This window comes from Syntrophobacter fumaroxidans MPOB, assembly GCF_000014965.1.
Lineage (GTDB): Bacteria > Desulfobacterota > Syntrophobacteria > Syntrophobacterales > Syntrophobacteraceae > Syntrophobacter > Syntrophobacter fumaroxidans.
In genome coordinates this window covers 2,019,761-2,040,745 of sequence record NC_008554.1, presented here as the reverse complement: position 1 = coordinate 2,040,745, position 20,985 = coordinate 2,019,761, and the positions used below count along the sequence as shown (strand labels likewise).

The 20,985-nt window shown below is 58.1% G+C and carries 12 protein-coding genes and 1 riboswitch; of the genes, 3 read left to right on the top strand and 9 right to left on the bottom strand.

Going from position 1 to position 20,985, the window contains the following annotated elements; all coding sequences use genetic code 11:
* Nucleotides 1–239 precede the first annotated feature (239 nt).
* Nucleotides 240–3,170 carry an insulinase family protein gene (locus tag SFUM_RS08590; RefSeq protein WP_011698518.1) on the bottom strand — a complete coding sequence of 977 codons (2,931 nt, stop codon included), beginning with the start codon at nucleotides 3,168–3,170 and terminating at the stop codon, nucleotides 240–242.
* A gap of 572 nt (nucleotides 3,171–3,742) precedes the next feature.
* Nucleotides 3,743–5,830: a hypothetical protein gene (locus tag SFUM_RS08585; protein ID WP_011698516.1), complete on the bottom strand. Its 2,088-nt coding sequence runs from the start codon at nucleotides 5,828–5,830 to the stop codon at nucleotides 3,743–3,745.
* A 480-nt stretch (nucleotides 5,831–6,310) separates the two neighbouring features.
* A riboswitch (M-box (ykoK) riboswitch) is annotated at nucleotides 6,311–6,489 on the top strand.
* 448 nt (nucleotides 6,490–6,937) lie between these two features.
* Here SFUM_RS08585 and SFUM_RS08575 point away from each other — a divergent pair.
* The 3 genes from SFUM_RS08575 to SFUM_RS08565 all read left to right on the top strand — a co-directional run bounded on the left by SFUM_RS08575 (nucleotide 6,938) and on the right by SFUM_RS08565 (nucleotide 9,670).
* The gene (locus tag SFUM_RS08575; protein ID WP_011698514.1) at nucleotides 6,938–7,972 is read left to right on the top strand and encodes a magnesium transporter CorA family protein; all 1,035 of its coding nucleotides are present in this window, start codon (nucleotides 6,938–6,940) and stop codon (nucleotides 7,970–7,972) included.
* Nucleotides 7,973–8,219: 247 nt separating this feature from the next.
* Nucleotides 8,220–8,984 (top strand): MBL fold metallo-hydrolase, encoded by a 765-nt coding sequence (locus tag SFUM_RS08570; RefSeq protein ID WP_011698513.1) that lies wholly within the window; start codon nucleotides 8,220–8,222, stop codon nucleotides 8,982–8,984.
* Between the two features lie 323 nt (nucleotides 8,985–9,307).
* Complete coding sequence (locus SFUM_RS08565; RefSeq protein ID WP_011698512.1) at nucleotides 9,308–9,670, top strand: DsrE family protein; 363 nt, start codon at nucleotides 9,308–9,310, stop codon at nucleotides 9,668–9,670.
* 504 nt (nucleotides 9,671–10,174) lie between these two features.
* Here the strand turns inward: SFUM_RS08565 and SFUM_RS08560 are convergent.
* From SFUM_RS08560 to SFUM_RS08530, 7 genes are all read right to left on the bottom strand, one after another.
* Nucleotides 10,175–10,792 (bottom strand): GTP-binding protein, encoded by a 618-nt coding sequence (locus SFUM_RS08560; protein ID WP_011698511.1) that lies wholly within the window; start codon nucleotides 10,790–10,792, stop codon nucleotides 10,175–10,177.
* Between the two features lie 10 nt (nucleotides 10,793–10,802).
* Nucleotides 10,803–11,192: a roadblock/LC7 domain-containing protein gene (locus SFUM_RS08555; RefSeq protein WP_011698510.1), complete on the bottom strand. Its 390-nt coding sequence runs from the start codon at nucleotides 11,190–11,192 to the stop codon at nucleotides 10,803–10,805.
* Between the two features lie 294 nt (nucleotides 11,193–11,486).
* A complete protein-coding gene (locus tag SFUM_RS21655) occupies nucleotides 11,487–12,554 on the bottom strand; it encodes a chemotaxis protein CheB (RefSeq protein WP_011698509.1) in 1,068 nt (355 codons plus the stop codon).
* A gap of 2 nt (nucleotides 12,555–12,556) precedes the next feature.
* Nucleotides 12,557–14,143, bottom strand: a complete 1,587-nt coding sequence (locus SFUM_RS21650) for a response regulator (RefSeq protein WP_011698508.1) — start codon at nucleotides 14,141–14,143, stop codon at nucleotides 12,557–12,559.
* A gap of 211 nt (nucleotides 14,144–14,354) precedes the next feature.
* Nucleotides 14,355–17,837 (bottom strand): chemotaxis protein CheA, encoded by a 3,483-nt coding sequence (locus SFUM_RS21645; protein WP_049766329.1) that lies wholly within the window; start codon nucleotides 17,835–17,837, stop codon nucleotides 14,355–14,357.
* Nucleotides 17,838–18,000: 163 nt separating this feature from the next.
* Nucleotides 18,001–18,357, bottom strand: coding sequence for a response regulator (locus SFUM_RS08535; protein ID WP_011698506.1), 357 nt, complete (start codon nucleotides 18,355–18,357; stop codon nucleotides 18,001–18,003).
* 120 nt (nucleotides 18,358–18,477) lie between these two features.
* Nucleotides 18,478–20,976: a methyl-accepting chemotaxis protein gene (locus tag SFUM_RS08530; RefSeq protein WP_011698505.1), complete on the bottom strand. Its 2,499-nt coding sequence runs from the start codon at nucleotides 20,974–20,976 to the stop codon at nucleotides 18,478–18,480.
* Nucleotides 20,977–20,985: the final 9 nt, after the last annotated feature.

Below are 20,985 nucleotides of genomic sequence, written 5' to 3'. Positions count from 1 at the left end.
CCTCACTCCCTCCGCTTTTCCGAGAAAACCACTTGATCCGAGGCATTCCTTCGCGTCGTTGCGTGCTTCCCGCACAGGGGACATAAGGCAGTGGTCCGCCCGGTTCAGGGTGTTGCGGGACCAGGCGCCGCCGCCTCCACCATCAGGGAGGCTCAAGGTCTACCGGAACGAGTTCCCCGGAGATTCATGGCAACACAATTCCCCGGCAAGGCCGGCACGAGGAGAATCCGTTCCATCGCCTACAGGACCGTCACGAGCTCGATCTTCCCGCTTCTGCCGATGGGAGAGTCATCGACAGCGGCTTTTGACCCGAGCACCTTGACGATCGCATGATGTCTGACGGCATCCAGGACTTCGGCGAAATCTCTGAAATCCCGGGTGGTGGTCGCGAGGATTTCGTCCCGCATTCTCTGGCGATCTTCTTCCATGTCGCCGGTAATGGTCCGCAGCATGGAGACGTATCCCCGGGCGTCCGGAAGCAGATAGGTATCCAAGGTGCCGATGGCGCCGACGATCGCCTTGGTGAGCTCGTCCTCGCTCAAATTGACGGTCCGCAGGAAATCCGCGGCGCGGTCAAAGGCTTCCAGGGTTCGATCGAGATTGGGGTCACGATAGGACACAAAGGTGAGTATCCCCGAAATCCGATCGAACAGGCACATTGCCCCGTAGGCTCCTCCCTGCACGCGAACCTGCTCCCACAACCAGGAATTTCTCAGGTAGGCGGTGATCACCTGGACCGATCCGTGGAAACGGTATCCCAGCCGGTAGAGGTCGAGTCCCTTGCCTACATAGTTGACCTGCGAGGGGATGAGCAAGCCTTCAAGCTCGGGGTTGTGCTTCGGATGCCAGTCGCACCTGCCGGGAGGCCGAGCCGGAAGTTCCCGGACGAATTGTTCGAAATCGCCGCGGACCCGGCTCCAGTCGGACCGATCCGCGGTCACGTTGAAGATCATGCCGGTCCGGTTGATCAGAACGTGGCGGAGATCTTCGAGCGTTGCAAGAATGCCGGACCAGTTTTCGTCGATGTCGGAGACCAGCTTGCGCAGGAACGTGAGGTAACTGATCCCGGAGGTCTGTTCGGCCGCCCAGTCCGCTTCGCCGAAGTGGGCGCGCAGGCGCAGATTCACCATCTGATGCCCGCCGGGAATGAGCCTTTGCTCTTGTCGTGCCTTTTCTTCGAGCACCATCTGCCGGAACCGTTCCCGATCGTCGAGTTTGACCGTGAGCAAAACGTCCCGCAATATGGAGAAAAGCTCGCCGGCCCGCGGGACCGTGCTCTTGCCGCGAAGAATGAGCCGTGCAGCGCCGTGCGGGCTGCTTCTCACCGCCGACGTGAACACATCCGGTCGGATACCGCCGGTCCGACGGCTGATTCTCGTGGACAGAGACACGAAATCCTCCGTTTCGGTACCGATTTCGACGAGCGCCCGGCCGAACAGCGGAGCGAAAGGCAGGGCGTGCTGCGGCAGAGAGTGGATGTCGAATGCCATGTCAAGATAGAAGATGCCGTTGGTATGGATATCGTGAAAGAGCAGCCTCGAGCCTTCCGGGAACGTTTCTTCCATGGGGATCTTCTTGTTGGTTCTTTCCAGGTCCTCCCGTTTCAGGGTGGGAATGGCGGCAAGGGCTTCGGGCGAATCCGGCGCTTCCTGTCTGCGTCGCAACTCGCGAGTGTTTTCGACGACGGCCCGCAGTTGCTCCGCGCTCATGGTGGAACGGACTGCGGCAAGACGTTCGCGTTCCCGGGCTTCCTCCGCATCCGCCCGGGTTGGGTCGGGTTTCAGGATCAGGGTGGTGCGGTGCGGATTCTGCAAAAAATGCCGCTCGATCATTCCTTCAAAATACCGCTTCCCTGCGGCGGCCGAAGACTTGACGGCCTCCAGCGGGGCCTCGAATGCGAGCAGCGCCGCCGGGTCACCATCGTAGAGCCAGGTGGAAAGCGCCCGGAGCATGAGGACCAGGCCGCGTGGGTAACCTCCTGCGTTGTTTTCGCGCAGCCGGAACTCGACGGTATTCAGAGCCGCTTCGACGAATTCAGGCGCGATCCCGTCCCCCGCTAGTCCTGCGAGGGTGTCCAGAATGAGCTTTTCGACATGATCGGCCTGGTCGGTGTCGATGCCCTTCAGCCCGGTGGAGAAGTATGCCTGCCGGAGCTCGTTCTCGAGTCCCGTTCCGGCCAGGTCGTCGCCGAGTCCCGAGTCGATCAGTGCCTTGCGCAGCGGCGAACCCGGCATGCCGATCAGGATGTGCCGCAAGACCTGCAGGGAAAGATTCAAGGTCGCATTCGAGGTTTCCGGAAGCAGCCAGTTGAGCGTCATCATGCCGCGCGGTTTGGCTCCCCGGCCATGACCCGCCTCGGTTCCGGATGCAAAGCCGCGACGGATGCGCCGGGGCGCGTCGAAAAACGGCTGCAGTCCCACGGATGAATCCGCCGGGACGGCCGAAAAATCGTCCAGGTAGGTCCTCAAAAAGCGCAGACGCTTCTCCGGATCGTCATTGCCGTAAAAGTATATATAGGCGTTGGAAGGGTGATAGTGTCTTTCATGAAATGCCTTGAATCGCTCGTAGGTCAAATCGGGTATCTTCTCCGGATTCCCGCCAGAATCCAACCCGTAGGTGCTTTCCGGAAAGAGCGACTGCTGTGAGTATTCCGCAAGAAGGTTATCCGGCGAAGAATAGGCCCCTTTCATTTCATTGAAGACCACTCCCTTGTAAGAAAGCGAGGAGTCCTCGGACTCGAGCTCGTAATGCCAGCCCTCCTGCTGGAAGATATAGGGCGTGATCAGCGGATGGAAGACCGCATCCAGGTAGACGTCGATGAGGTTGTAGAAGTCCTTGTCATTCTGGCTTGCCACGGGGTAGCAGGTCTTGTCGGGATAGGTGAATGCATTGAGAAAAGTCTTCAAAGACCCTTTGAGCAACTCGACGAAGGGCTCCTTCACGGGAAACTTGCGCGACCCGCAAAGAACGGAATGTTCCAGGATATGGGCCACGCCGGTTGAGTCTTCGGGCGGCGTGCGAAATGAAATCCCGAAGACCTTGTTCTCGTCGTCGTTGATCAGCGACAGGACCTGCGCGCCTGTGCCGACATGCCGCAACACCTTGATCTCCGTGCTTATCTCGGGGACGTACTGCTGTTTCAACAGTTCGAAGCCGTTGTGGACCGTCATTCAATCCTCCTGAATCGGGAAGGGCGGCCAGGGGTTGTCCCGGTCCGCGTCTCGATGTGAAGCGTCAGGGGTGGTTGCCTCATTTCATTTCCTTTCGGAGCCTGCCGATGTCATGCGTTCGGGGGCCTTGCCGACGGTTTTGCGCCGGGACAAAACTGCCGGTGCTCTGCTTCCCCGACCGCGCATTTCGACGCCTGCCGCGGCCATGGCCCCGTTCGCTGCAGGACGTTCCCCGGCCGGCTCCCGCGGCGGCCTGCACATGCACTCGACAACGTCATATGAAACTACACCCGAAAGCGCCGCATTTCCACCCCTACCGCACAACAAACGGGATGCGCAATGCGTTCAAGGCACTCCCCGCGCATGTCTCCAGCATGGACCGCGAGGCGCTTCACCCCCGGCGCAACCACGGGAACGACCTCCCGGAATATTCTCCGACTCGTCCCTGGCCGCCGCCTCGAATGAAATGTTCGCGGATGTCGAGCACCATCGTGCCCGACTCATGCCGGGCCGGTTTCCGGGGGAGAGGAGAATGCATGCGGGATGTCGGACGCGGGAGCGCCCGGTCGGCTTCAAGAACGGACGGTCACGAGTGCGTCGAGTGCGGGGAGCGTCAACGTCGAACCGAGAGGGTTCCCGTCGTTTGTCGCGGGATCCTGATCGGGGCTGCCGGACAGCCGTCTGAAACTCCCGGTCGGACACAGCGCGCCCAAGTCGAAAGTTGCAGGCGCGTCGGAAGGGTTTGCGAAAACCGCGCCGCCCTCGAACTCCCGGTACATGAGGTCGGGGAACGCCACAGCCTTTATCCGGCGAAGCCTGAGGCGTTCCGTGCCTTCGGCGGAAATGCAGAACGTCGAGGAACCCGAGGGCAAGGGGCGAAACGAGAGGACAAGGTGATTCCAGCTCCTGTCGACCGGCACCTTGAGGATGGGGAGCTTGGAGCCGTTCGACATCTTGACGGTCACCGTCACGATGCGCGGCAGGGTTACGGGAAATTCTCCGAGGGGTTCGGCATATGCATCGAACACAAGCACCAGGTCAGGCCCGGGAACGGACACGGGAGGCAACTCGACCTCCAGGTCGGCGGTCTTGGCCTGCAGGCAGAGGTGAGCGCCGGTCGAGGTGGAAACCCGCTGGATCACAGCCGCCCCTTTGACACCGGCAATGAAATCGTCGGTTATCGAGACTCCGGCCCCTTCATAAAGATCGGGCTGCTTTTCCGCCAGATGGATGGCGGGACGCAAGGGCCGTCCGAGCCATCCGTAGGTATCGAGGCTGCCCCCCCGCGCTTCATCCCAGATGGTGAAAACGTCCGGGAAATTACCGGCATCGGGACCCGGCTTCAATCCCAGAGTGCTCCCCGGGACCGGTTCGTCGTAAAAGGTGAATGCGGAGTCCGAGAAAAGAGCCGCGGCCATGGCCAGCCTGAAAGCTGAAAACCTGGTCGGGGGATCGAACGGGGGAGTGAACTTGTACATGCCGTAGGAAAGAACAGGAGAGCGTCCGTGGTTTTGGAAGAACCTCAAAATCGACAGTGCCTGCGACCACTTGTAGATGTCGAAATCGGCCGTCGTTGGAACCCCTTCGAGCTCGACGCCGTTCACATCCGCGGTGTTCGCACGCTGGCCCAGTCCCCCGTCCGTCAGCAGGAACCGGTTCGGACCCAGCATGGTTCGCAACCGGGCGGTAAGCTCGACTTGGCCGAGCACATACGTATCCGTGCCGTTCCTAATCCCTCCGTCCACAACCCCGTCCCCGTCGGCATCGATTTTGGCGGTCCGTCTGCCGCCGAGGCTGAACACGTCCAACTCCATGCCATCCAGGAAGTCGAGACTCCCGCCGGATGCAAAACGTGGCTGCAGCCCGTCGATCATTGCGTCGATGACATGGCGTCCCGCGGAATCCCGTGGCGATAGTGTCGAGAGGTTATAACACCAGAGCTTTTGTCCCCCGGGAAAGTAAGGACCTTCCGTGGCGTGCGCCGCAACGTAGCTGCCGGCCGGCCACGCCCGGGCAATCGATCCGTACTGGCCCCGCCTGACAATGAGCGCGGAGGCGGCAGTGTTGATGCGTACGAGGCGAATGTGCTCGACGATGGCAAAATTGGGTTTTCCATTGGGTTTTCGTGCGGTTATGATAAGGTCTTCCCACAGGTTCCCGAATCCGTCGGCTTCCAGCTCAAACCGTCCGATATCGGAAACGGAAATGCGAGTGGCAGACCTGGTCAACGATTCGACCATCAGAGTCCCGGCCTGGTAAAGCCACCAGCCCGCGTACCAGCCCTCCGTCTCGAAGGTGGGAAGCCGGGAGCGGCCGTTCAGGTGGAGCAGTGTGACCTTGTGGGGGTAACGCTTCTTGAACTGTCTAAAATACCTGATATTTCTCTCCGTAACGGTATCCGTTCGTTCCTCGGGGATCAGCTTGCCGACGACGCCCGCCAGGGGGCGTAACGCAGTGTCCCAACTCGAGTAATCTCTGAGGTTCGCGAGCACTTCCGCCTGACGGAAGGCAAACACTCTCGGATACCTGTCGCGAAGAATCTGAAGCAGTGGTACATCGGCTGCCCTTGCGCCCGGAGGTCCCGTGAAGGGCAGTCCGACCAGGGCGAGCAGGGAACTCATTGTCGAAAGGAATTGTCTCCGCCCGATAGAGATGGGCATCTGTTTCTCCATTCATGCCGTGGCGTGGAAGACAACAAACGGCCCCAAGGGCATCGAAAGACGGCAGGCATCGATCCTGAACGACGAGTCCGATCGATCGGGTGAAGATGCCGAGGCGCGTCTCTCAGTCGGGTTCTCCCCTGGAAAGTCTTGTCGAACCCTTGAACCATTTGAAATTCTACAACATTCTCATCATGATGCGCAAGCGCAATTCCTGCGGGATCGGTCCTGGCGCTCCGGAGGGGCTCCAGTCCCGGGAGACGCCCGGAGCCGGCGGCTGCAGGCCGGTGCTTGTCGCCCGATGTTGTGGCGCCCTTGTCCCCGATGTCACTCGCCCGGGCTCAACCGCCAACGACTTTCTTTATGGGCGGTAATTCCGCCGATTTTCGGTGGATTTTCGATTGACACGGGCGCATTATGGGTTTACGTAACCGGCTGATGAGAGTGCCTTGCCGGGTGCTCTGATGAAAGAATTGAAAATCGATCCTCAGGTAGGTGAGGCTCCCGTGTGACACACAGGCCGCTGCCCAGAAGTATCCAAAGATACGGCGCAACAGGGTAGAACAGGCACTCCCGGATTAAGGGTTTGCCTAAGGCGGCTGAGGCGATAAGCGTCTCTTACGGTGCACGGTGCTGAAGCTTGAACGAGTGGGGGAATCGGGTTTGGTTTGACGCCTTTTCGACAGGCTTCAACCTGAAGCGGTTTAGCCCTTTCTCTGCTCGAAGGCTGAGGGAAAGGGCTTTTGTTATTTTCTCCTTCTCTCCGGCCAATCAGGTAACCTTTTTGGAGACAAGGACCATGAAAGAGAAAGACACCGAAGACCAGCCTCCCAGTAGGGGCGATTCACGCACTGGCACGTGGAAGTCGCGTCCGTGATACGATAATCCGAGTTGTTCCTTTCTTATCGCCTCACCCGACCGCTTCTTCCACAACCCATCAGTGGTGAAAGCGGAGGGTACGGGGCGTTCCGGCTTCTTCCCGGAAATAATCCAGCAGAGCCCATCCCTTTTCCCTCCCAGGTTTTGAACTTGGTAACCGTTCCACGAGCGAGGTTTATTCTGTTTGGACGGTTGCGCATGTCTTATCCGAGCGGGAGGTAAGAAAAAATGAAGAATCAATTTGAGATTTGCCAGGGGGGGCTTGTTCAGAGCGATTCGGCTGCGGCCAATATCCTGGTCTATGCCGCACCGGGCGTAGCGGAGAAAGAGGAGCTGCTCAAGATACTGCAGTTCGATGCGCATGACTTGGAATCGGCTCTCGATCCGGACGAGATTTCGCGCGTGGAATTCAACCCGGAAGGTATTTTTATCATCTGGAAACGCCCGAACCGAGCCTCGTTTGAGGAGATGTTGAAGTTTGAAGTGTCATCGGTGGGGGTATTTCTTCAACCGGACCGAATGACCGTGATCGTTAACGAAGATGCACCTTTGTTTACTGCCGGGAAAGAATTCCGTGATGTGACCTCTCTTAACAATATGCTCCTTCGATTCTTGCTGCACACAACCCGGCATTACTTAGATCATCTCAAAGTGATCAAGCAACTGACGGGCGAATTGGAAAGGAAGCTAAGCCTTTCCATGGAAAACCGGTATCTGCTCCAGATGTTCGGTCTGAGTGAAAGCCTTATTTACTATCTGAGTGCGCTTGAATCGAATGCGGTCGTGCTGAAGAGGCTTCGAGCCAATGCGAACCGGATCGGCTTCTCCGAGGAAGAACAGGAGACGATGGACGACATCATTATCGAACACGACCAGTGCCGCAAACAAACGGAGATCTACTCATCGATTTTGTCCGGCCTGATGGACGCCCGGGGGAATGTCGTCAACAACAACATGAACGTGCTGCTGAAAAACCTGACGCTGATCAACGTGGTCTTCCTGCCGCTGAATCTCATCGCCAGTATCGGCGGGATGTCTGAATTCAGCGCGATGATGAAGGGAATGGACTGGCGGATTTCTTACTCGCTGTTCATGCTTGCCATGGCGGTGCTGGGATGGATCACCTGGGCGTTCCTGGTACGAAAGATCGAACGAGGGAATGGAAAGGCCCGTGCAGCAAGAGAGCTCCAACCGCAATTTGCCGGCGGCAGGACCTCTATTGGCCTGTGCGTTGATCGCGGCGACTGCGGTCCGCAACGATGAGCGGCAAGGCTGTGCCATCGGGTGGCGCGTTCTTTTTCCGGCGACGGCCCGGAGGACAAACCGGGCGTTCTTGCCGGCTGTGTTGGCTGGGCCTGATGCCCACCGGGTCAAGGCTGAAGGCGTTCTTGCGCCGGGACAGGCACTTTTGCGTCCCGGCGCTCTCGCGGAAAAGCCGGTGGGGGACACTGCCCGGGAACCCCGAAAAAAGGAACGTATCCAACTGATACGAAACGGGAGGGAAGACGCGATGAAGATAACCTTTCTCGGGGTGGGGGAAGCCTGTGACGCAATATTGCCGAACACGTCGCTCTGGATCGAGACCGGAACGGGGGGACGGCGGTGCTCCGTGATGCTGGATTGCGGTTTTACCGTTCCGCCCCGATACTGGCTTCAAACCGAAAACCCCGACGATCTGGATGCGCTGTGGGTTTCTCATTTCCACGGCGATCATTTTTTCGGGACGCCCGCCTTGCTGCTAAGATTCTGGGAAACGAGGCGCACCAAGCCGCTTGTTGTCATCGGACAGCCCGGCATCGAACAGCTCATCCGGAGCTCCATGGACCTCGCCTATCCAAATTTCCTGCCGAAGCTGACCTATCCGTTGGAGTTTCATACCGCAATTCCGGGCGAAACGATGCACGCTGCCGGACTCGACTGGAATTTTGCGGAATCGGGCCATGGACAGCGCAACTTGAGCGTGCGGGTAGACGACGGAAGCGAGGCGATATTTTACAGCGGAGACGGCCTGCCGTCCGTGGACACCCTGGAGCTGGCGAGAGGCTGCGCCTTGGTGGTTCACGAAGCGTTCCGCCTGGACCAGCCCACGCCGGGGCACGGGACGGTGTCGGAGTGCATCGGGTTTGCCCGGCAGGCCGGTGTCCGGCGGCTGGCACTCGTGCATTTTCAAAGGGATGAAAGAAAAACGAAATGGCCGGCCATTCTGAATTTGGTGCAAAAAGCGCAAGATCTCGAAGCGATCGTTCCGGAACCAGGCGCCGTGATGGAATTGTAGTCTCTGGTCCGTGGGAGGGCGGATTGCATCACCCGATTCCTGCATTAACATAGGAAATGGGATCGGGCGGCCTCGGGACAGGCAGCCGCGGGAGTGATTCAGATTGCACGCTGGTGACCTGGCTCCGTTCGTATTATCGGGATGTTATGGGACGGGTGGTGCGGAATTCCTTCGTTTGCAGGACTCTTGTCCGCCTGCATTCGATGTAGAGGATCGCATTGATTGCCACCGGGGAAGAAGGCCGGCTGCGCGCCGGCACGACACGGAGACGGCGGTTCGGCGCCTGCCGGCAACCGCCTGTTTCAGAATAGGAAGGAACGAACATGCAGAAGATGCTCTTCATCATCAGCAAGGGATTCGAGAAGTCCGGCGGAGCCACGCGCGCGTTCCAGTTTGCCTCCATTGCGGCGGAGCAAGGGAATCCCGTCGAAGTGTTTCTGATCGACGATGCCATTCACTGGGCCCAACTGGGGATGGCGGAAGGCATACGGTCCTCGACCGGGGAAAGCATGAAGGAACTGCTGGATTCACTTGTGGCGCACAAGAGCCCCATTCACGTCTGTAAGGCGTGTGCGGACAAGCGCTTGATTTCACCGGATGAACTGATCAAAGGGGCGCAGATCTCCGGTGCGCAGGTTCTGGTCAAGATGATGACGAGCCCCGAATATAAAGTGGTCACCTTCTAATGCCGAGGTGCGTTCAAAATGATACTGTAAAAGAGTGGGGGACGTATCCCCCCCCTCGCCGCTTCGCGGCTCCGTGTGGCGCTGCTGCTGCGGCCTTCGGCCAGTCGCCGACAGCGCCGAGCGCTCGGCCTCACGCGCTTGCGCGTGTGGCCGAAACTTGGGGGGTGCGGGGGGAATCATTCCCCCGCTCTTTTGTGCTTAAAAGATCCATCTTGCGCGCAACTTCGTATGAGTCGTGCAGGGTGGGATGCACGGCAGCGCAGCCCACGGTCCCAATACCCTTTCCCCTGTCGTCATAGCCAACCTACAAGGGGAGGGCTTTATGCCCTCCCGCCCAATGTCACGGTCTTGAACGCAGGCCGGCACGACGCGCGGGCGTGAGGTTTTCGCAAGAGGCGCGCCGCCCCTCTTGCGGGAGGCTGCATCGCTCGGTTGAAGACCGGCTCGGGAAACAATCGTGCGGGGGAAGGGGAATGCGATGAAACGTAACGGCTGAGGCGGCTGTCAGTACTGTCCCTCACGCAACTTCTGCGTGATGTTTCTGATCATCCTTTTACTGACTTCCCTCAACGTCTCGTAGACACCGACTCCCTTGATGGCGCTGGCTTTGAAGTAGGGCACGCCCAGGTCCCGGTTCAGATCGTATTCGAGTTCCTCGACGGAGAGGGTGGGAATGCTCGTTCCGGCCAAGTCGAACTTGTTGTATTGCAGCACCAGGGGGAGAGAATGTATGTCAAGCTTCTCGCCCTTCAGGTTCTCGGCGAGGTCGCGGATGCTTTCGATGTTCTGCTGTTGTTGAATCTTCAGCGCGTCGGCCACGAAAACCACGCCGTCGACGCCGCGGAGCACGAGCTTGCGCGTGTCGCTGTATACGATCTGTCCCGGCACGGTATAAACCTGAATGCGAATGGTCAGGTCCATGATTTTGCCCACAGAGAGCGGCAGGAAATCGAAGAAGAGAGTCCTGTCTCCACGCGTGTCGATGGTGACCATCTTTCCGCAGACCTGCTTGGACATGGTCCGGAAGAGATGCAAAACGTTGGTTGTCTTTCCGCCACGGCCGGGACCATAATAGACGAGCTTTGACTGGATCTCTTTTCGCTTCATGTCGATGAAGGCCATGGGTTTCCCTCTAGGCTGTCAGCATGGGCAGCATTTTTTCGGTCGCTCTGCTCGATCCGAGCCGGATCAAACCCACCGGTACATCATTGTTGAAAATGGTGACAAGGATGAAGTCCAGGTTCATGCGGCAGAAATGGATATTACACTCTCTTCCCTTATGAAACAATAGGGTAAAATCCCTTTCACCGATGATGTTCGCCATCCTTTCGGTGGCTCCGAAATTTGCTGCGGCCAAAGCGGCGAGGGGCAAAAGATCCTCTATTCCCAGCTCCCCCTGTTCCGTGATCAAGTTTCCCGAAGCATCGACAATGAAAGCGTGTTTGACGCCGTTTTTCAGAAGCTCCTTGTCCAGGATCTCCTCGATCTTGGAAATGGACTCCCCGGAAAGAACAAGGTTCATGGTCTGCCCCCTAGTCGAAAACACCGCGCCGGCACTGAGATACTGTGAGGATGCCAATGCATCAGAGGGCTCAGGTATCTCTTCTCACGAAGCCACACAATAGATTCCATCCGCCGCTTGACAACCGAACTCGCTATCCGGAGCGCGTCAAGGGCCTGACATCCGGTGTCGATTCACCGTGGTCAGCACTAACCTGCTTCATTCCCCACATATTTGCAACACCTAAATCAGGGTCTGAGCGCCTCAATAGTTATCGGCTCTCGAGGATTGTTCCATTACACGGCGAGACAAGGTTCAGAACTTGTCCTGAAGCCACGATTCGAGGCGCCCGGCAATGCCTTTGTTGGTCATGAGCGCGTCGACCACGTTGTGCTGGAGGGCATTCTCCACAAGATTCGGATAAACGCAGCATTCGTGGTCCTGAGCTATCGTCAGACCACCTTGCTCCTTGATTGCGCGCATGCCTTCCGTGCCGTCGACGCCCACTCCGGTCAGCAGCACTGCACAGGCACCGTGCTTGTACTGAAACGCCGCGCTCTCGAAGAGCTGATCGATGGGGAACTCGGGGTTCGGCGGCACATAGACCATGAGCTCGTCGGGGTTTTCGATGGATGTGCCGATCCGCAGGCCCAGAAAGGTGGAACCGAGATACACCCTCCCCTGGCAGAGCGGGACCGAATCGGTTACCGGAACCACTTCGAGCGGGCTGATCTCATTGAAATAAGAACAAAAAGGGACCAATATCCGCGGGTGAATCTCCTGCAGGGCCACCACTGCCCCGCTGAACTCGGGATTCAACTGGGTCACTATGTGCATGATCGTGTTCGGACCGGCCAATGTCGTGCCCATGGCGACGATCGAGGAAGGAGCCGTTTGACGGTGATCGGTGATGACCGGGGATTTCTTGTGCCTGCGCACTCTTCGCATGCGATGCACTTGCATTCCCGCGGCGGCGCGCACGCGCATCCGGACCAGTTCCTCCTCGCTGGCCCAGTCAGTGTTCACGACCTTGGACGGTTTGGGAAGAAAATCCATGACCCCGAGCCGCAACGCTTCGAAAGCAAAATAGCCGTCCTGGACCAGGGAACTGATAATCACGATCGGAATTTGGTGCCGGACCATGATGTTCTTGACGGCCGTGATACCGTTCATGACCGGCATATCGATGTCGAGCGTCACGACTTCGGGTTTGAGCTGCGGGATCTTATCCAGGCAATCCTGGCCGTGGACCGCCGTGCCCACGACTTCGATGTCCCGATTCTTGGCCAATATCTCCTGGATGACCTTGCGCATCAGGGGAGCGTCGTCCACGACGAGAGTCCTGACAGGCGAAGTGCGCGTATGATCGGAAAATACGTTCATTTTTACCAAACCTCCATTAGATTCTCCTGTGTCGCCCACAGGACTTGTTCCGGAAAATGACTTGAAATGGACTGAATCGCGTCCAACATTTCAGTGCAGATAGCCGTATCCCGAGGAGGCAATATCAACCGGAGGCCCTTTTCCAGGAGCCTCTCGATCGCCTGCCGCGGCAGTGTCTGAGCGGCGGACAGAAAATACACGCTCATCCGGCCGGATGCCTGAACGGCCAATTGATCCAACCAGCAGAGTACTCCTTCCTGCCAGTCGACATCCCCCGGATGATCCAATTGCACTTTCAGAGACATGGATTCCGGCAAGTACTCCAGACCGGCCTTTCGGCAGGCATTGCCGAGATAGAAACGTCCCCCGGAGATATTCATTGAATCCACGATGGGCACAGTCTCCGATCCGGTTTCCCGGTCGATCAGTTTGCAGAATTCGGCCAGCAAAGCGTCGGATATCTTCTGCAGACCGATGATCGTCCCATTCCGGGCGAGCCTGGACAAAGGAAGCCGAAACCAGTCCATATAAGCCCCCTCGGCCCCCAGAACAATCAATAGCCTGTCTGAGGGCATGCCCGCTTCCGTCTGCACGGCCGGCCCCTGTCGTCTTCTCCAACGCCTGAAATGAGAAACGTGGGCGCGCGCCGTGCCCTTGACCAGTTCCCGGAGCTTTTTGGAATACGCTGCCAGGTCTTCCTTGACACGGGGCTTGGCAGCAAAGTCCACCGCTCCCAATTGCAGAAACTCAAACACCTTGTTCAACGAGCCCGCCTCAAACGCGCTCAGAATAAGCACCGGTATGGGATGCCGGATCATGATGTGCTTGAGCGCCGTGTCGCCGGGCATTACGGGCATTTCGACATCGAGGGTGATGAGGTCGACAGCGGGTTCCGTCGCCAGAAAATCCACGCATTCCCGGCCGTTTTTCGCCGTTCCCACCACCTCGATGCTCCCTTCCTCCTCGAGAAGTTTCTTCAATTGCCTGGAAAAAAAAGGCGAGTCGTCGACGATAAGGACCTTCGGCGGCCGAGCCGTTCCGGGGTCTCCTGCCGCTCTCCGGGCTTTCGTTGACGTTCCCCGCTCTTCCTCCTCCATCACCTGCTTCGCAACCTGTTCGAGCTCATCGAACATGTTGTCGATGCGAAATTCCAGATCGTCGTCTTCCTGGCGGGTCGCACCTCCCGGGCCGTCCGGGAAACCCGCGGAACCTCCTCCGGCCCCGGGCAGCTCATCGCGCTGCCGCATGGCCTCGATGAGAAGGTGCTCCCATGATTTGCTGACGGATTTCACTTCCGATTCCTGAAAAGGAATCATTTCAAAGTGTCCGTCTTTCCATCTCAGTATCTCGAAGAAAGCGGATTCGCCCTGGAGTGATTCCGTATGGGCGTGATAGACCTGTCCTTCTTTGACGTAGATGATGCCTGTACCGTTATGTGACTTCACGCGGATGATCAAATCGGAACGAGAGAGGCACAGCATCTGAATGAGGTCGGTAAGCTCAAGGCTTACGGTACCGGTGAACCCCTGGGGGGTGGTTTCAGTTTGCTGTGTGGGCTTTGGGCCCTGCTTGCGCTCTTCGCCCGACATCCATGCTCCCCTTGGGTGAGCCGGCCCGCCTGCTCGGACGACGGATTCGCTCACCCGAAGAACCTGCCGGGGGCCGGGCCTGCGGGACCGGCTCCCTCGAATGGCATGATCCTATCTCGTGGTTCCGAGGAGTGTTGGACTCCGCGGCATATTGACAAAATCTTTCCGCCTCGAATGAAGGGCGACAGGATCGCCGTCCATTCGAACCGGTTTAGTGCAAGGTCTCGGCCCTCACCATTCTGGGATCCCGGAAGGCATCCTTCATGATCCTGAGCAGGGACGAAACATCGAGGATCAAGGAGACCGTCCCGTCGCCCAGGAGCGTTGCCCCCGAGAATCCATCGAATTTGTGGACGCCGTCTTCCAGCGGCTTGATGACCACTTCACGCTCACCCAACAGGCCGTCCACCACCAGGCCCACCTCCCGGAAGCTCGTCGCCACGATGACGATGGACCGGTGTTCGTTTTCGTCCACCACGGACGACATTTTGAGCAGCTTCCCGATATGGACCAGGGGAATGGTCTTGCCGCGCAAAGATATGACTTCGAACCCCTCGATGGTGTGCGTTGCGTCCTCGGTGTACCGGAGTATCTCGGAAACGGTGCTCAGAGGGATGGTGAAAATCTGCTGAGCGCCCTTGACCAGCAAGGCCCTGATGATGGCCACGGTAAGAGGGATCTTGATGGTGAATCGAGTCCCGAGACCGGCGTATGACTCGACCTCGATGGCTCCGTTCATGCGTTCCACGTTTTCTTTGACCACATCCAACCCCACACCCCGTCCGGCGGTTTCGTCCACTCCTTCGTGAGTGGAGACGCCGGGCAGGAATATGGCATACATGAGTTCCTGGTCGGAGAGACGTTCCAATTCGTGGGTACTGAGCTCTCTGCGTTCCTCCAGGATGGTCCTCAGCTTCTTGGTGTCGATGCCGCGCCCATCGTCTTCAATCTGCAGGGTCACGTAGTCCCCCTGGTGGAAGGCGGAGAGGCGGATCATCCCCGTTTCGGGCTTGGAGGCGCGCTTGCGCTCTTCAGGGGTCTCGATCCCGTGAGCGATTGCGTTGCGCAAGAACTGCACGATGGGATCATTCATCTGTTCCAGAACTCTCTTGTCGATTTCCGTCTCCCCGCCCTCGACCAGCAGTTCCACTTTTTTCCCGAGCTTGAGCGACTGATCGCGCACGACCCTGGGAAAGCGCTGAAAAAGAAACGAAATCGGGAGCATCCGGATGCGCATCACCGAGTCCTGGAGGTCGTTGGCCACCCGGCCCAGCGAAATGGTGGACTCGTTCAGCCTGAAACTGAACGCACGGAGTCTTCTTACTTCCTGTTTCGTCAGTTTCCCCTGGGCCACGATCTCCCGGAGCATATCCCTGAAGGAAGTGGAGAACTGGATGAATTCGGACCTCGTCACCACCAGTTCTCCGACCTGGTTGAGCAACTGGTCCACTTTCTGCGCATCCACGCGCAGAGTCGAAGACGGGGCTATTTCTTCAGCGACCGTTACAACACGGCCTTTCTGCTGTTTTTTCTCAGTGGACCTGGCAGGCAGGTCCGGTTTGGGCTCTTTTTCCTTTCCGGCGACAGTCGGGACCACCGGAGGCTTGGTGTCGGGTACGGGAGCCTCGGGTGCGATATCGTCCGCCGACAGGTTCTCGGGCATTACCTGGTCCGGGGTAATGAGCAAATCGATCTGGTCGATCCCCGTGTCGAGGGCCGTCACGGATTCACCGGCCGGCGCCGATTCGGGAACCGCTTCCGCGGTGGGTGAAAGCTGCGCCAGCCCTGGAAGCGCATTCTCCAACCGCTTCCCGTAACGATGCAACAGCTCCGACAACGTCTGGCCATCCCCCAGCCCGGACAGGTGTGAGTGTTGAAAGTTGATTTCCACCTCATTGACGAGATTCAAAACCTCCTCATAGTCCATATACTGTGAGGAGGATTTCAACCGTTTGAAGAGCTCGAGGCATTGCTCGAAGTTCTCTGCGGAGAGGAACTCCCCCGGTGCCTCCGGGATCAGGACGTGGAGCTTGAAATAGAGCTCCCGAAATGAATCGAGAAAGATGGTGAGGAGCTCGCCGTCTTCCTCGCTCATCCCCTCGCGGTTAGCCTGGGGCGATTCATCGGGACGAAGCGGAAACGGAAGATCCAGGCCGGGAATCATTTTTTGCAGCCGCGCGCCGTAATCGTTGAGCTGAGCGAGAAGGAACTCCCCGTGCGCACCGCTCTGCCGCGAGGTGTTGAGGATGGATTCGTCCATTTCGATCAGGGCGTTGGCGACGTCCTGATAATCCATGTACTGGGACGACATGATCATCCGTTTGATGATGCTGCGGGATGCCTCGAGCTCGTCCTCGGACAGGATCGATTCGGGAGAAATGGTGATGCGATTCGCCAGTTCCGCGAAGGCCTCGCGAAAGGAATCCGAAAAAATGGAGAAGAGCTCTTCATCTTCTTCGGGAGACGCTCCCGTATCTTCAGGTATTCCCTTCCCGGAATCCCCATCCGACAGCTGCCTCAGACCGGGCAGTATGTCCCGGAAACGCCGGCGATGAGATTCGAACAGCTCTTGCACGGGCGCTCTCTGGTAAGCGGGAGGGGCCTTGCCGAGCCTGTTCATCCTGTTCTCCCATTCCGACAGCGCGGCGGCCAGCTTCTCGTAGTCCATGTACTGGGAAGAGGCGATGAGCCGTCGGATGATGTCTCGGACGCCATCGGCGTCGGCCTCCGGCAGAGAATCTCCGGTGGACGATTCCAGGATTCCGCCGATTTCGGTCAGTCCTTCGGAGAACGCTTTGAGGAATATCTTGTAGAGTTCCTGGTCCTCCTCCTGGATTTCTTCCATCTCATCAAGTGACCATACGGGCTGTTCCTCTTCCCGCAGGCAGGCCCCAGCCTCATCGAAACCGGGTTCGGAAGACACCTCTTTGCGGAGGAAATCCTCCGCCCGGTGGAAATCGCCTTCGGGTTCGGTTGCCCCCAGTAAGGTCTCCACCGCGTCGAAACCGGGTTCGGAAGGCGCCTCTTCCCGGGGGAAGTCCCTCGCCCGGTGGAAATCGCCTTCAGGTTCGGTTGCCTCCAATGGGAGCGTTTCCTCTGCGTCGAGGGATTGGCCGGACTGCCGGTGTTTTTCTATGAGCCCGTCCATCTCGTCGAGAGCCGCCTCCAGGTCCTCACTGCCGATATCCAGCCTCACCTGGTCGAATTCTTCCCGCATTGCCATGGGACTGACCGCAGCCGATGCGTCCGGTTCCGGGACAACTCCAACGGGCTCGTCCGGTAAAGGCGGCGGCACCTCGGGTTCCGCCTCCCTCAGGGAGAGCACATCGTGCAGGTCTTCGAGCAGAGACTCCGGTAAGGCAGGTTCCATGCCGGTTTCCTGCAATTGTCTCACCGCGTTCGCGACGAAGTCGACGCAGGAAAGCATGACGGTTATCCCTTCGGGCGGCACAGGTCGCGACTGGCTCTGGATTTCACTGATCAGGCTTTCGAGTCGGTGAGTGAGGTTGGCCAGTCCCTCTAGCCCCATATATGCGGAAGCACCTTTGATGCTATGGGCCGCCCGGAATATCTGATTGATTTCTTCCTTGTTGGTCCCTTCCTTTTCCAGAACGAGAAGGGAATGCTCCAATTCCTGGAGATGCTCCTTGACCTCTTCCACATATTCCTGCAGGAAGTCTTGGGATTCTGCCATATGAGCCTCATTCTCCGGTCGATTTGTCCTTTTCCATGGCAACCGTTGCATGCGACAAGCCGCACAAAACTCAACCACGGTCAAGTCGACCATCATATCATTCATGATTACAGTGAACTCCCGCATACGCCGGACAAGAAAACCGCCCAGCAGCAGGAGTCCTTTAATCCAAAGCTGCCAAAGTACGAAGAAGCTCCTCTTCATCCCCTTTTTTGATCACTTTCATTATCGCGATGTTTTGAAGTTGAGCTTCCATATTCGGAGAATCGAGTAGAGTGTAAAAAATGATTAATGCTTCCGGATTGAGCTCAAGGATATCCCTGGCGGCTGAGATGCCGTCCTTGCCCCGCATGGTGACGTCCATGGTGACCACATCCGGACGCAGTTGCTTGTACAGTGCCACGGCTTCGTTCCCGTCCCGGGCTTTACCGACGACCTGGTGGCCGGCGTCCGAGAGGCACTGAACGATGCAATGCCTCATCAGGTTCGAATCATCTACAACCAGAATACGTTTTGGCATTTGTGTGACTCTTTCTACGTAAAATCCTCACGTTCTAGGCTCCGGATTTCACGGTACACCCGGGGACGGCCGCCGGGCTGCCGCCCGACGACCGTCGTTGCATACAATGCCATGCAGGGATCAGGAATTGAGGTTCAGCTCGTCGGAAACCGCCTGGACGGACGGTTGCGCAACGGTTCTCAACTTGGGACGCCCGTCTCCGTCTCCACCGCTTTGTTCGATCCTGAACTGGGCGATCAAGATGGAGAAGTCCGCCATAACTTCCGCAAGACGGTCGGAGAACTGCTGGGAGTTCTTGGCGCCCGAGGCGTTGGTCAAGGCGGTATTGCTCATTTCCTGCATGATCTGCTGCAGCGCCTGGCTGCGTTCTCTCTGCGCCGTGGTCATGTTGGTGATGTTTTCGGCGCGTTTGTTGGCGTTCATAACGTCCTGCATCACCTGGTCGGCGCTTCGCACCTGGTCCTGGGTGGAAGTCGAGACGTTCTGAGACAGCTGATACACGTCCTGCATGATGTTTCCGGCGCGTTCGCGGCGTTTGCCCTGTTCCGATGTGAGGCCGGAGATTTCGTTGGCGAGACCTCTCAGCCGCTCCATTGCCTCGGCAACCTGCAAGATGTTCTTTCTTTGTTCCGAAGTCGCCTGGTCGATTTCCTTGATGAGACCGGTGGTCTGACCGACGGCGTCAACGATGTTGGCCAGCGCCTTCTGGCTCGATCCGGCCAGCTCCGCTCCTTCCTTGACGCGTTCCCCTGAGTTCTTGATCAGACCGGAAATCTCCTTGGTGGACTCCGCCGTCCGTTCAGCCAGCTTGCGCACTTCCTCGGCAACGACCGCGAAACCACGTCCGTGTTCTCCGGCGCGCGCGGCCTCGATGGCGGCGTTCAGAGCGAGCAGGTTGGTCTGGTCGGCAATGTCCGAAATAACCTCGATGATTTCCGTGATCTGCTCGGAGCTTTCAGCAATACTCTGCATACCGAGCACCACCTGCTCAACCGCCTTGCGGCCCTCAACGGCTGCCTGGTAGGACACTTCCGACTGGCGGTCGGCCTGGGAGGCTTTGTTGGCGACGTCACCGATGGACGCGGTCATGCTCTGGGCGGCGAGGGCCGTCTGCTCGGCGGACGCTTGCTGCTGGTTGGCGCGCCCTGCGACCTGCTGGGCCGTCTCACCCATGAGTCCGACGATGTCCCTGGCTTCTTCCACCAGCGCCGCCTGTGACTGAGCCATCTTCGCGATTTCCTGGATACTCGTGGTCAACTGGGTGATCGATACCGCGGTGTCGCCGTAGGATTGCTGGCTTTCCTTGGCGTTCAACTGAACCTCGCTCGCGGTCTGTCCCATGGTTTCAATGCGGTTGAGCACGTCTTGAGCTCTGCGGCTCTGCTCCGTCGCGTTGGTCACGATCCGCCCGGAAATTTCCTTCACGCGCTCCACCGCCGACGACACCTGCCGGTTGCCCTGGACGATGGTGCCGAATGTGTCGCGCAGCTTGGCGACCATGGTGTTGAAGGTCTCACCCATTCGGGCGATTTCGTCGCGACCCCTCACTTTAACGGTCTGGGTGAAATCCAGGTTGGCGGTCACCGCGCCCATGGTGTTGGCGGCTTCCAGGATCGGCCTGGTGATTCTGCCGGACATGAAAACGGTGACGAGGGCGACGAACAGACCGAATACCGTGGCGAAGATGAAGCTTCTGTTTCTTTGTTCCGGCAGCGCCTTGAAGATTTCGGAGTATTCAGCACCGGTACACACAACCCAGGGTTTCTTGAATCGTCCGTATCCTTCCGAGCGCGCGAAACCGACCGCGCGGTGGGCCGTGATTTTGGTCTGAGGGTTGGTGAATTCGTAAATGATGGAGCCGACCGGTTTGGCCTGGTAGGCGGCGATAACCATGGGGACGTTGATTTTGGGATCGTTCAGTTTCAAGCCCATGAGTTCCCGGGTTTGGCCGTGAGCGAGCAGCATGTGGTCGGTCACGTCGACCAGGTAGGTATAACCGGAGTTTGAAACCGGCATGGCCTGCAAGACGTTGTTGACCGTTTCCCACTTGATGTATGCCGCCAGTACGCCGCGCACTTCATTCTGGATGATGACGGGTTCAGCGATGATCATCGTCCAGCCGTTGGATGCCGGAAACAATTGCTTGATGGTCGCATCGACGCCGGGATCGGAGACCTGTTCCTTGCCCTGCATAGCGTCCTTGAACCACTTCTGATCGTTGAAATTCATCTTGATCGCCTGGGGCATGCTGGACGCAATGCATGTTCCGGAACGATCCAGGATGTTCACCATGTCGAACGTACCGAAGCTCTTCACGACGTTCTCGAGAAAAGTGTTGGCGCCGGCCTGCCCGCCGCCGATCTCCGTCGCGGTGTGGATGACGTCGACCGCCGCCCAGGATGCGGCTTCCAGGATTCTGTCGTTCATGGACATGTCAAACTGCAGGGAGATACGACGTGAGTTGGCGGACAGACGGGCGTCCATGTCTTCCTCGATCTGTTTCGCCATGTAGTTATAGTTCAAGTAACTGAGAGCGAGAATTGGTATGATGGTGATGGCCAACATGGTCCCCACCAGCTTGTTCCTCAAAGACCGTGTGAAAAAATCTCTCCCGATCATGGCTAAAAA